The following is a 12,118-nucleotide window of genomic DNA, read 5'->3' on the forward strand; positions in this document are numbered from 1 at the left end:
CTCGCCCATGGGGAAAGCATTTGCGTTGGGCGTTACGCTACGCTTAGTCCGACAAGTGGACGAGGGGAGAGGATGCATGGCGATCAGGACCTTGGCAGGCATGGCGGCGATGCTGCTGGCATCGGGGATCGCGCACGCGGCACCGCGCGATCCGCTCGCCCCCACCGGTCGCTGGTCCGCCAACACCGCCGGTCGCGCCGCCACGCCGCCGATGGGGTGGAACAGCTGGAACGCCTTCGCGACCGATGTCGATGAAGAGAAGGTCCTCGCCTCGGCGCGGAAGATCGTCGATTCCGGTCTGGCGGCGAAGGGCTATCGCTACGTCAATCTCGACGAGGGCTGGTGGGATCACCGCCGTGCGGACGGACGGATGCTGGTGCGCGCGGACAAGTTTCCCTCGGCGCGCACCGCCGATGGCGCGACGTCGTTCAAGCCCTTTACCGACCGGCTCCACGCTATGGGGCTGAAGGCGGGGATCTACACCGATCTCGGCCGCAATACCTGTGCCCAGGCCTATGGCCCGAACGAACCCAATCTGCCGCGCGGCAGCGTGCTCGAACGTGAAGTGGGGCTCTATGGCCATATCGAGCGGGACATCGCGCTCTATTTCGGCGACTGGGGCTTCGATTACATCAAGATCGATGGCTGCGGTCTGCGCGCCTATGGCGAGGAGAGCCCGCTGGTCCGCGCCGGCCGCCACCGCGCGCTGCCCCCGCTGCTCGATCTCGACAGCATCACCCGATCGAACATCCCGGCGGTACGCGCGATGTTCGAACAGGTGAAGGCCGCGCTGGTCCGCGCCAACCCGGATGGCGACTATCTGCTCTCGCTGTGCATCTGGGGTTCGGCCGATGTTCGCAGCTGGGCGAAGGACGTGGGCAACATCTCGCGCACCAGCGACGACATCACGCCGCACTGGACGCGGCTGCTCACCAACTTCGATACCGCTGCACGGCGTCCGCTCTACGCGCACCCCGGCTCCTGGAACGATCCCGACATGCTGTTCATCGGCAAGGGCGAGTTCGATGCCGACCATCTGACCGAGGCGCGATCGCACTTCGCGCTCTGGGCGATGGTCTCCGCCCCGCTGTTGATCGGCGCCGACCTGCGGACCACGCCGCAATCGCTGATGGACATTTTCGGCAACGCCGCGCTGATCGCGATCGATCAGGACCCAGCCGGCAACCAGGCGGTGCTCGCCTTCGACAGCGACGATTTCCAGATTTTGGTCAAGACGCTGGCCAATGGCACCAAGGCCGTCGCACTGTTCAACCGCAGCGCGGCGCCGACCGAGGCGATCCTGACCGCCCAGCACCTCAAGCTCCGCGACGATGCCGAGGTGACGCTGACCGACCTTTGGACCGGCGCCGGGACACGCTTCCGCAAGGAGACCCGGTTCAAGCTCGCGCCGCACGAGACCCTGGTGTTCCGGGCCGCGGGCCCGCGGCTGCTGGCGGACGGCTTCTATCTCTCCGAACTGCCTGGAATCGTGAACCCGGCGGTGGACGGCGTCACCAGCCCCATGCCCGATCCCATGATCCACCGCGCGGTGGTCGCCTGGACGAACACGCGCGGTGCCGGCCAGCGGCCGCTCTACGCCGGCTGGGGCGGCGCACAGGCCGACAGCACGCCCTATGGCCGCGAGCTGGCGGTGGCGGGCAGGCATTTCACCGCCGGACTGGGCGTGCTGGCCAACTCGCGGCTCGAGGTGCGCAACCCGGGCTATCGGCGGCTGACCGTCTCGGTCGGCGTCGACGATTCCGCGACCGATAGCGCCCGGCGCGTCACCTTTGCCGTCTATGGGGACCGTCGCCTCCTTGCGACGAGCGCCCCCCTTCGCCGCGGTGCCGTCGCCCAGCCGATCGAGGTGAACGTCACCGGCGTGAAGATGGTCGAGCTGGTCGCACGCGCACCGGGCGCGGGCAACGAACGCCTACCGATCGTGTGGGGCGACGCCGCCTACCGGCAATAATCGATGCGCTATCGTAACTAGTTCACCGGCATGCGGCTGCATTCACGCCGCCGGTGCAAATGCTTGTTTCAAATAGGGATCGCGCATATCTTGGATCAGTTTCCGGGACAGGCCGTTCTGCTTCCCAATGAGGTTTGAGCAAGCGTGATCCCCGTCGAACTACCCCAGGCCCTGCGCGAGTATTTCGAGAGCTCGCCGGTGGCGCTCTCGCTTGGAGAGGCGGCGGGCGATCATCCGCTGCTGCTCACCAACCAGCGCTTCCGCGACCTCACCGGCTATGCGACCAGCGAGATCGTCGGCCAGAATTGCCGGTTTCTGCAGGGCAATAGCGATAATCAGGAGGCACGCGACCGCATCCACGCGTTTCTGGGCGACGATGGGCAGGCCAGCGTGCGCACCGCCATCGTCAACTTCCGCAAGGACGGCTCGCCCTTCGTCAACCTGCTTTACATGTCGAAGCTGCGCACGCTGTCCGGGGAAACCCGCTATATTTTCGCCTCGCAGTTCGACGTCAGCCGCACCCAGCCCGAGCGCCTGGCGCAGTATGACGTTGCGCTCGGACAAGCGATCGCACGCCTGGCACCGGTCGTGGCGGAAAGCGGCATTGCGGTGGAAGGGACGTTGATCACCATCGCCAACACGGCCGCGACCATCGCTCAGGCCAAGATGACGCTGGCCGATCTCGATACGAGCAGCTTCCTTTGAACGCGCCGTTCGAATCAAAGACCGCCCCCCTCCCCGTGGTGGGAATCGGCGCCTCGGCCGGAGGGCTCGAGGCGCTGCGCGAGATGCTCGCCCCGGCGCGCGGGCCGACGGGCATGGCCTTCGTGATCGTGCAGCATCTCGATCCCAATCATGAAAGCATGCTCGCACAGCTGCTGGACCGGCAAACCAGCCTGGAGGTGCTGCAGTGCGAGGGCGGCGAGCGGATCGAGGCCGACAAGGTCTATATCATCCCGCCCGGTCACGGTCTCGCAATCCGCGGCGGCACGCTGGAGCTCACCGATTTCGCCCAGCCGCGCGGCCTGCGCCGCCCGATCGACGACTTCTTCCTTTCGCTCGCGGCCGACCAGCAAGGCAACGCCGCCTGCGTGATCCTGTCCGGCACCGGGGCGGACGGAACGATCGGCCTGCGCGCGGTGAAGGAACATGGCGGCGTATGCCTCGTGCAGGAGCCGGAAAGCGCTCGGTACGACGGCATGCCGCTGTCCGCGGTCGGCACCGGGCTGGTCGATTTCGTCAAGCCCCCGGCGCAGATGCTCGATTGTCTCCATGCCTTCTTCCATCGCGGCGGCGAGGAGCAGCGGCAGGAGGCATCGCTGGTCGCCGATCATGTCGACGAACTGTGCAAGGTGCTGCGGACCGCCGTGGGCCATGACTTCTCAGGCTACAAGCGAACCACGCTGGTCCGGCGGATCGAACGCCGCATGCACGTACTGGGCATCGCCAGCGGCCGCACCTACCTGGCCCGCGCCAAAACCGACGCGGACGAATGCGAGGCGCTGTTCCGCGACCTGCTGATCAACGTCACCCGCTTCTTCCGCGATGCGGACCTGTTCGATCGCCTGCGCACCCAGGTGATCGAGCCATTGATGCGCAGCTGGACGGGCGAGGAGGACATCCGCGTCTGGATCCCTGGCTGCTCCTCCGGCGAGGAAGCCTATAGTATCGCGATGCTCTTCGCCGAGGCGGCGCGCAAGCTTGCGCTGCCGGCCACCGGCGTACAGATCTTCGCGACCGATATCGACGAGCAGATGCTGCAGATCGCGCGTGCCGGCGTCTATCCGGCCTCGGCGCTGATCGATCTGCCGCCGGCGATGCGCGAACGCTACACGTTGCCGCACAGCGACCGTTTCCAGATCGCGCCACAGATCCGCGACATGATCCGCTTTTCCAATCACAGCCTGGTCAAGGATCCGCCCTTCTCGCGCATCGACCTGGTATCGTGCCGCAACCTGCTGATCTATTTCGACGATCGCCTGCAGCAATCGGTGATGCCGCTGCTCCACTATGCGATCCGGCCCGAGGGATATCTGTTTCTCGGCCCATCGGAGACGATCGGCCGGTTCGACCATCTGTTCCCCGCGATCGATCATCAGGCGCGTATCTTCCAGCGCTCGCCGGGGGCGCCCAATTATCCGATCGACCTGCCGGGCAGCTCCCGCGCTCGCAGCCCGCGCGAGGACCGGCACGAGCGCCAGTCGGGCCGCGTCGGGGCAGAGGAAACCGCCGTAGTCCGGCGTCTGATCGATCGCTATGCGCCGGCGAGCCTGGTGCTCGACCAGGAAGGGGTGATCATCGCCGCCTATGGCCGGCTGGGTCGTTATTTCGACTTCCCCGTCACTCGCACCGGCGGATCGAGCGCAATCGGCCTTGCCCGGCCGGGCCTGCGCAACGTGCTGGGGCCGCTGCTCCGCGCGGGTCGGGATCGGCGCAAGCGGGTCGTGGCGCGCGACGTGACCGTGGAATCGGAATATGGCGCCCAGACGATCGACGTCGTGTGCGATCCGATGCCGGACGGCACGCTGCTGTTCGTCTTCCGTGAGACCGCGCCCTTCCGCCCCGCGCTGGACGATGATGCGACCGAGCTGGATGCGGGCGACGACCATCTCGACGCGCTGGAAGACGAACTGCGCGTCACCCGGCATCGCCTGCGCACCACCGTGGAGGAACTGGAGACCGCGAACGAGGAGCTGAAAAGCTCCAACGAAGAAATGATGTCGATGAACGAGGAGCTCCAGTCGACCAACGAGGAGCTCTCCACGGTCAATGACGAGCTGAAGAGCAAGGTCGACCAGCTTACCGTCGCCAATTCCGATCTTCGCAACTTCTTCGAGTCGACGGATCTGGCGGTGGTGGTGCTCGACGCGGATCTGCGGATCCGCAGCTTCACCGAAGCGGCGACGGCGCTGTTCCCGCTCCAGCCGGGCGATCGCGGACGGCCGCTCGCCGATGTCGCAAGCCGCCTCGCAGGGGCTGACTATCTGGCCGATGCGCGCGCGGTCATCGCCGGGGAGGGGCCGCTGCAACGGCGGGTGAGCACGCAGGACGGCAACCGCACGCTGTCGATGCGCACCCTTCCCTATCGTGCACAGAACGGCACGACCGACGGTGCCACGCTGGTGCTGACCGACATCACCGACGCCCTCTCGCTCGAACGTGCGCTGGCGGCCGAGCGCGAGCGGCTGGACATGGCGATCCGGGCAGGCGGCATCGCCGTCTGGGAATATCGCATCGATAGCGGGGAGACGCTGGTCGACGACCATGCGCGCGCCATCCTGGGTATCGGCGCCGAGGTGCCGTCGAACGACCCTGCCGCGCGGCTCGAACGGCTGCATCCCGAGGATCGCCCACTGTTCGATGCCGAACTGGCTCGCGTGATCGCTCAGGGCGGCGATCTGGAGATCAGCTACCGCATCCAGGACGGCGACGGCGTGCGGCGGATCAAGACCTTCGGGCGGATGGTCAACGACGCAGAACCGCGCCGGCTGGTCGGCGTGTCGATCGACGTCACGCCCGAATATGCGCTGGCGGAGACGCGCGAGCTGATGCTGCGCGAGATGAACCATCGCGTGAAGAACCTGTTCGCGATCATCAGCGGCATGATCTCGGCAGGCGCTCGCAGCCACGACGATGTGAGCCGTTTCGCCAATGACATGCGCGAGCGCATCGCGGCACTCGGCCGCGCCCATTCGCTGGCCTCCCCCGCCGGGGCGCTGCAATCGATCGACCTCGCCGAGCTCGTCGAGGCGACGCTTGCCCCGTATCGGGACCATGCAGCCATCCAGATTCACGGGCCAAGCGTGAAGATTCATCGGACCTGTTTGTCGCCGCTTGCGTTGATGCTGCACGAATGGGCGACGAACTCGGTCAAATATGGGGCGTTGGGGCCCGCGTCGGGTACGCTCGACGTGGCGTGGCAGCGCGTTCCGGACGGCGTTCGGCTCGATTGGCGCGAGACGGGCGACCGGCCCGTATCCGTGGAGTCGGGCACCGGCTTCGGCACGATCCTGGTGCAAACCTCGTCGCGCCAGCTGGGCGTTTCCGTAACGCGAACCGCGGAGGATCGTACCTTCGCCATTCAGATCCATCTGCCTGCGAAAGTGCTTGCGAATGACGAAGACGGTGATGCTCATCGAGGATGAGCTTTTCGTGGCGCTGGACGTGCAGGATGTGGTGGAAGAGGCCGGCTTCGCGGTCGACGGGCCCTATGTGTCGGTTGCCGAAGCGCTGGAGGCCGTTGCCAACCATCTCCCCGGCTGTGCCATCCTCGACGTTCGCCTGACCGATGGCGAGGTGTTCCCGGCGGCAGACGTCCTCCGCGATGCGGGTGTGCCGATCATCTTCCATTCGGGCCATGCCGACGCGACATCGCTTCGCGGTCGCTATCCGCACGCGGTGGTCTGCTCCAAACCCTGCTCGCCGAGCGCGCTGCGCGCCGCGGTGGAAGGCGTCTTCGCCGGCTGACGTCAGCCGGCGGTGCGCACCCGCCAGCGCATCAGCAGCGAGGCGAAGAACCACGCGACCAGCGCAACGCCCGCGCCCAGAATCAGGTCGATCAGATAGTGCGTGCCCTCCACCGGGGTAGACACCAGCATCGTGCAGGGGATGGCGGTCAGCCACCAGCGCAGCGGACCGCAGCGTTGTGCCGCGGCGATGTAGAGCGTCGCCGACGCCGCATGGAAACTCGGCGCCGAGACGAGCCCGCGCAGCTGCCCCACATCGACGGTGGTGAGCGTATGATCCCGCAACGCCGGAATCAAATCGGGCTGCCACAGCTCGCTTACCGGCATGTACGGGATCGGGCCGTGCCACAGATAGGAGAATGGCCCCACCGCCGGCATCTGACTGTAGATCGCCAGCGTCAGCGCCGCGGCGATCGCGAAGGCCGCGAGAAAGCGGTGCGCCTGGCGGCGCTGGCCGGTCAGCGCGAACCAGCCGAGCAGCAGGGCGGGCGTCAGGAAGATGCTCTGATAGGCGGCGATGCCGAGCAGCTGTAGCGAACGGTGCGCGGCAACGGTGCGATACCAGGCCAGCCAGTCGAACTGCAGCAGCTCGTCCATTCGCTGCAACCCTGCATCGGCAAAGCCCTCGCTCAGCGCGGCGACGGGGTAGGAGCTGACCGCACCGATCAGCGCCAGCGCCATGAACAGCGAATAATATTCCACCACGTCGGCCAGGACCAGGCTCCAGCGACGGCGATCGCGCAAGCACCAGCCGCGGATCAACGGCCCCAGCGCCAAAATCGCATAATAGGCGATGTTGCTGCGCGCGAACGGGTCGATGCGGAGCCCGGCCCTCCAGAGCAGCGCGGCGCATGCCGCCACTGCCGCCAGAACTCCCAGCCGCACCTGTCGTGCGGAGAAGCCGACCGCGGATCCGGCGTCGACACGCAGCGTCGGAAACACGGGCGAGGAGGCGGAAAGCGTGGTGGAGCGGTGGGGATCGGTCAATGCAAGGGCTCGTCGAACTAGCGGGGCGACCCGCCTGCCATCGCCCGCGCGCCGTGTCCGACCCTAGCGCGACCTTCTGCTCACGCCTAGCCCAACGGCCGAACCTGCCGCGAACGGCACTTTACCCGGGGTGAAGTGCCACGGGCGTTTGTTTTGCCGGATGGCAAAGTGCCATGGCTGGTCCAAGTGGCACGTGCGGCACGCGAGGGATTCACAGGCGAATCGCGATGTGCTTAGATTCCTGCTATGTTCCAGCACGATCTCTTCGCCGCCGCTCCCCCAGCCGCGCCGGATGCGGCCTCTCCTGCCCCGCCGCTGGACCTGCCGGCGGTGCTCGATCGGCTGAGCACGACCTGCGAGCGCCCCCGCTACAGCTTCATGGTGCTCCAGCTCATCGCCCAGGCCAGCGCGCGCAGCGGCTGGGCCGGTCCGTGGATCGAGGCAAACGGCCGCCGGCTGCCGGTGCGCGACTGGCTGAGCGAGGCGCTCACCCCTGTTGCCCGCCGCGATCCGCGCCGGCTGGGGCTGGCGGCGCGGGTACGCGCGGATCTGGAAAAGGCCGGCACGCTCCCGCTCGATCCCCAGGCAGCCGACCGTGCAATTGACGCGGAGGTCCAGCACCGCATCCGCCTTTCCGGTCGCACCAATGTGAGCCGTGCCGTCTCCGAACTGGTGCGGGCCGGGCTGGTTCGCCGCCATTATCGCGGCTACCGGGTCGACCACGAGAACCGCGGCGCGCAGCGCCACGCCGTCTATGCGGTGACCGACGAGGCGCGGCGGGCGCTCCAGCTCGGCGCGTAGGTCAGGCACGCGCGAGCGGAAAGCCTTCATCCATCCAGCCGGTGATGCCGCCGGCCATCAGCTTCACCGGCCGCCCCAGCCGCGCCAGGCGCAGCGCGGCCCGTGCAGCACCGTTGCAATGCGGCCCTGCGCAATAGACGACGAACAGCGTATCCGCCGGCCAGGCCGCCATCTTCGAGGCGATGATCTTAGCGTGCGGCAGGTGGACCGCCCCCGGCACATGGCCCGCTGCAAACAGCTCGGGTCCACGTACGTCGAGCAACACGAAACCCGGCGCATCGCCCCGCATCGCGGCATGGGTATCCCAGCAATCGGTTTCGAAGCGAAGCGTATCGGCGAAATGCGCTTCCGCTTCGGCGGCGGGCGCGGCGGATATGGCGGTGACGGCATTGGTCATGACAGGGCCTCCGGTTTGCACGTCCCTTCCTGGACCTTCACGCCCGCGTCTGGCGAGCGGCAGGATTGCCGTGTATCGAAAGGATCATGCCAATCCCGCTCCCGAACCCCTCGGTCGTTGCGCTCGCCTATGACGGACTGTGCGCCTTCGAGTTCGGCATCGTCGCCGAGATCTTCGGACTTGCCCGACCCGAGATGGGCCCTGACTGGTATCGCTTTCAGGTATGCGCCGAGCGGCCGGGGCGGCTGACCACCAATGCCGGGCTGGCCGTGGAGGTGACCGCCGGGCTGGAGGCGCTGGAGGCGGCCGGCACGATCGTCGTTCCCGGATGGCAGACGCAGGATCCACACCCGTCCCCGGCATTGCGCGATGCCCTGCTCGCGGCCCATGCGCGCGGGGCCCGGCTGGTGACGATCTGTTCGGGTGCGTTTCTGCTGGCAGCCACCGGGCTGCTCGACGGTCGCCGCGCGACGACGCACTGGCGCTACGCCGATGCGCTGCAAACAGCCTTCCCGAGCACGATCGTCGATGCAAACGTACTCTATGTGGAGGACGGCACGCTCAGCACCTCCGCCGGATCGGCGGCCGGCATCGATCTGCTGCTCCATCTGGTGCGCCAGGATTTCGGCGCCGCAGCGGCGAACAGCGTCGCCCGCCGCCTGGTGGTCGCGGCGCATCGCAGCGGCGGGCAGGCGCAGTTCATCGAACGTCCGGTGCCCCTGGCCCCCCGCAGCCGCCTCGCGGACGTGCTGGACCAGATCCGATCGGAGCCGGCGCATGGCTGGACCATCGCGACGATGGCCGAGCGGGCGATCATGAGTCCGCGCACCTTCGTCCGCCGCTTTCACGATGCCGTCGGCTGTACGCCGGGTGCGTGGCTGATCGCGCAGCGTGTCGAGGCCGCCCGCACCCTTTTGGAGACCACGCAGCTGTCGATCGAGCAGGTCGCGCAGGCGTCGGGTCTCGGCAGCGCCGCCAATCTGCGGCAGCATTTCGCGGCGCATGTCGGCATCCCGCCCAATTTGTACCGCAAGCAGTTCCAGCGCCGGGTCGCCTGACCCCAGGCTTGCAATGCGCCACGATCCCTGAAATCAGCCGACGTCCAGGCGGCCGGGGGGCCGCTGGCGAAGGGGGCCGATCACACCATGTCCGCGCGCAGTCGACGCAGCCTTCGTCCCGCATCCGAAGGAAGGTCCGCACCCATGCGCCTGCTTGCCACGCTGCTCGTCACCACCGCGCTGCTCGCCGCGCCCGCGCTTTCGCAACAGACGCAGGACCCGGCGGCGCGGGTCGATCCGTTCGTCGGCGTGGATGGCGGCGGGGTTGCGGGCGGCAACACCGTGCCGGGCGCGGGCGTGCCGTTCGGCTTCGTCTCGCTCAGCCCCGATACGACCAATGGCGACACCAACGGCTATGACTCGCACAGCCCGATCCTGGGGTTCAGCTACACCCATGTCAGCGGCACCGGCGGCTCGGCCAAATATGGCAATTTTCGCGTCACGCCGATCAGCGGCGACCTGCGCGTGGCACATCTCCATTTCGATCGCAGCGCGGAAAGCGCCGCCCCCGGCCTGTATCGGGTCGCGCTGCGCAACACCGCGGGACGCACTACCCAGGTCGAGCTGACCGCGACGCGTCTCGCGGGCTTCCAGCGCCTCACCTTTCCCGAGGGCGCGCCGGCGCACGTCGTGCTCGATGCAAGTTCGGTGATCGCGATGCGCGGCAATGGCCAGCGCACGCGCAGGGCGCAGGTCCGGTTGATCGACGACCGCCACATGGCCGGCTGGACCGAGGTGGAGGGCGGCTGGAATCCGGTGCCCTACAAGCTCTATTTCTACGCGGCGTTCGATCGCCCGGCGGTGGCTTTCGGCGCGTGGAAGGCGAGCCAGGGCAAGATGGAAACGCTGCCCGGCGTCGGCGAGGCCGAGGGCGGCACCCAGACCAAGGCGCCCGCCGATCGCCAGGCGCTGATGATCGAATACGACACGCGGATGGAATTCGCGCATCGGCTGGGCACCTATTTCACCTTCGATCCCAAGGCGGGGCGGCAGGTGCGGATGAAGCTGGCGGTGTCGTTCCTCGGCATCGACAAGGCTCGCGCCAATCTCGCTGCCGAGCTGCCCGACTGGGACTTCGATGCAGCGGCGGCCCGCGCACGCAGCCAGTGGAATGCCGCGCTTGGCAAGATCGAGGTCGAGGGCGGAACCGACGAGCAGCGGCGGATCTTTACTACCGCGCTCTACCGCACCCACACCATGCCGCACGACCTGACCGGCGAGAATATATGGTGGCAGTCGGCCGAGCCCCATTATGAGGACTTCTACACCCTCTGGGACACGTTCCGCACCGTGCACCCGCTGCTCACGCTCATCCAGCCGGAGCGGCAGCGCGGCATGATCCGCTCGCTGATCGACACCTATGCGCATACCGGCTGGATGCCAGATGCGCGGATCGCCGGCGGCAACGGGATGACCCAGGGCGGCTCGAACGGCGACGTGGTGATCGCCGACGCGGTGGTGAAGGAATTGGGAGGCTTTGATGTTGCCCAAGCCTATCAGGCACTGGCCAAGAATGCCGAGGTGGAGAGCGACGCGCCCTTCCTCCAGGGCCGCGTGCTGGAGGACTATAAGGCGCTGGGCTATGTCTCAGTAACCCAGACCCGCTCCGCCTCGCGCACGCTCGAATATGCCTATGACGACTTCGCGATCGGCGCGGTCGCCAGCCAGCTCGGCATGACGGCGGATGCGGCCCGCTACCGCACCCGCGCGCGCAACTGGCGCAACCTATGGGACGACAAGCTCGGCTGCATCCATCCGCGCTACCCGGACGGCAGCTGGCTGGAGAATTACAGCTGCACCTATGAATATCCCGATCGCTCGACGCCCTGGTGGGAGGCGCCCTTCTATGAGGGAAATGCACTGCAATATTCCACCTATGTGCCGCACGACGTCGCCGGGCTGATGGCGAAGACCGGCGGCAGCGCGGGCTTCCTCGCCTGGCTCGACCGGCTGTTCGACGGGTTCTATTCGCAAGGCAACGAGCCCGATATCCTGGCGCCCTATCTCTACATCCACGCCGGCCGCCCGGACCGCACCGCGGAGATCATCCGCGACCTGATGGCTAAGCACTACCACCTCAGCCGCACGGGCCTGCCCGGCAACGACGATGCCGGCGCGATGTCGAGCTGGTATGTGTGGAACGCGATCGGGCTCTATCCCAATGCCGGGCAGCCCTACTATTATATCGCGTCGCCGATCTTCGCACGCAGCCGGATCGCGCTGGAGGGCGGGCGCAGCTTCACCGTGGTGGCAAAGGACGTGTCGGACGCAAACCGCTATGTCACCGCCGCGCGGCTCAACGGCAAGCCGATCGACCGCGCCTGGATTGCCCATGCCGAACTGATCGCCGGCGGCACGCTGGAGCTAGAGATGGGCGCGAAGCCTTCGGCCTGGGCAACCCACTTTACGTCGCCGCCCGACGGCTATCGCCGCTAGA

At 67.3% G+C, this 12,118-nt stretch carries 9 protein-coding genes; 7 read left to right on the forward strand and 2 right to left on the reverse strand.

All coding sequences use genetic code 11. The features are described from left to right. Positions 1 to 76 precede the first annotated feature (76 nt). The 4 genes from OIM94_RS19125 (at position 77) to OIM94_RS19140 (ending at position 6,439) form a co-directional block, all read left to right on the forward strand. The gene (locus OIM94_RS19125; protein WP_264610002.1) at positions 77 to 1,972 is read left to right on the forward strand and encodes an NPCBM/NEW2 domain-containing protein; all 1,896 of its coding nucleotides are present in this window, start codon (positions 77 to 79) and stop codon (positions 1,970 to 1,972) included. A 144-nt stretch (positions 1,973 to 2,116) separates the two neighbouring features. Then, entirely contained in the window at positions 2,117 to 2,677 is a 561-nt protein-coding gene (locus OIM94_RS19130) for a PAS domain-containing protein (RefSeq protein WP_413716412.1), read from the forward strand. 83 nt (positions 2,678 to 2,760) lie between these two features. After that, positions 2,761 to 6,117: a CheR family methyltransferase gene (locus OIM94_RS19135; protein ID WP_264610158.1), complete on the forward strand. Its 3,357-nt coding sequence runs from the start codon at positions 2,761 to 2,763 to the stop codon at positions 6,115 to 6,117. Then, positions 6,086 to 6,439 carry a response regulator gene (locus OIM94_RS19140; RefSeq protein WP_264610003.1) on the forward strand — a complete coding sequence of 118 codons (354 nt, stop codon included), beginning with the start codon at positions 6,086 to 6,088 and terminating at the stop codon, positions 6,437 to 6,439. The genes OIM94_RS19135 and OIM94_RS19140 overlap by 32 nt, the downstream gene beginning before the upstream one ends. Before the next feature lie 2 nt (positions 6,440 to 6,441). On the opposite strand, the gene OIM94_RS19145 is transcribed toward OIM94_RS19140, so the two are convergent. After that, complete coding sequence (locus OIM94_RS19145; RefSeq protein WP_264610004.1) at positions 6,442 to 7,425, reverse strand: phosphatase PAP2 family protein; 984 nt, start codon at positions 7,423 to 7,425, stop codon at positions 6,442 to 6,444. Positions 7,426 to 7,671: 246 nt separating this feature from the next. On the opposite strand from OIM94_RS19145, the gene OIM94_RS19150 reads away from it, so the two are divergent. After that, entirely contained in the window at positions 7,672 to 8,226 is a 555-nt protein-coding gene (locus OIM94_RS19150; RefSeq protein ID WP_264610005.1) for a hypothetical protein, read from the forward strand. Position 8,227: 1 nt separating this feature from the next. On the opposite strand, the gene OIM94_RS19155 is transcribed toward OIM94_RS19150, so the two are convergent. Continuing rightward, entirely contained in the window at positions 8,228 to 8,623 is a 396-nt protein-coding gene (locus OIM94_RS19155) for a rhodanese-like domain-containing protein (RefSeq protein ID WP_264610006.1), read from the reverse strand. Positions 8,624 to 8,709: 86 nt separating this feature from the next. On the opposite strand from OIM94_RS19155, the gene ftrA reads away from it, so the two are divergent. Next, positions 8,710 to 9,681 carry a transcriptional regulator FtrA gene (ftrA, locus tag OIM94_RS19160; RefSeq protein ID WP_264610007.1) on the forward strand — a complete coding sequence of 324 codons (972 nt, stop codon included), beginning with the start codon at positions 8,710 to 8,712 and terminating at the stop codon, positions 9,679 to 9,681. Between the two features lie 144 nt (positions 9,682 to 9,825). Beyond that, positions 9,826 to 12,117: a GH92 family glycosyl hydrolase gene (locus tag OIM94_RS19165; RefSeq protein WP_264610008.1), complete on the forward strand. Its 2,292-nt coding sequence runs from the start codon at positions 9,826 to 9,828 to the stop codon at positions 12,115 to 12,117. Position 12,118 lies beyond the last annotated feature (1 nt).

Origin of the sequence: Sphingomonas sp. R1 (assembly GCF_025960285.1) — a bacterium.
Classification (GTDB): Bacteria; Pseudomonadota; Alphaproteobacteria; order Sphingomonadales; family Sphingomonadaceae; genus Sphingomonas.

Bases quoted from the DNA above. Each gene is read 5' to 3' on its own strand.
- OIM94_RS19125 (WP_264610002.1), top strand. From the start codon at position 77: ATGGCGATCAGGACCTTGGCAGGCATGGCGGCGATGCTGCTGGCATCG.
- OIM94_RS19135 (WP_264610158.1), top strand. From the start codon at position 2,761: ATGCTCGCCCCGGCGCGCGGGCCGACGGGCATGGCCTTCGTGATCGTG.
- OIM94_RS19140 (WP_264610003.1), top strand. From the start codon at position 6,086: ATGACGAAGACGGTGATGCTCATCGAGGATGAGCTTTTCGTGGCGCTG.
- OIM94_RS19150 (WP_264610005.1), top strand. From the start codon at position 7,672: ATGTTCCAGCACGATCTCTTCGCCGCCGCTCCCCCAGCCGCGCCGGAT.
- OIM94_RS19155 (WP_264610006.1), bottom strand. From the start codon at position 8,623: ATGACCAATGCCGTCACCGCCATATCCGCCGCGCCCGCCGCCGAAGCG.
- ftrA (WP_264610007.1), top strand. From the start codon at position 8,710: ATGCCAATCCCGCTCCCGAACCCCTCGGTCGTTGCGCTCGCCTATGAC.
- OIM94_RS19165 (WP_264610008.1), top strand. From the start codon at position 9,826: ATGCGCCTGCTTGCCACGCTGCTCGTCACCACCGCGCTGCTCGCCGCG.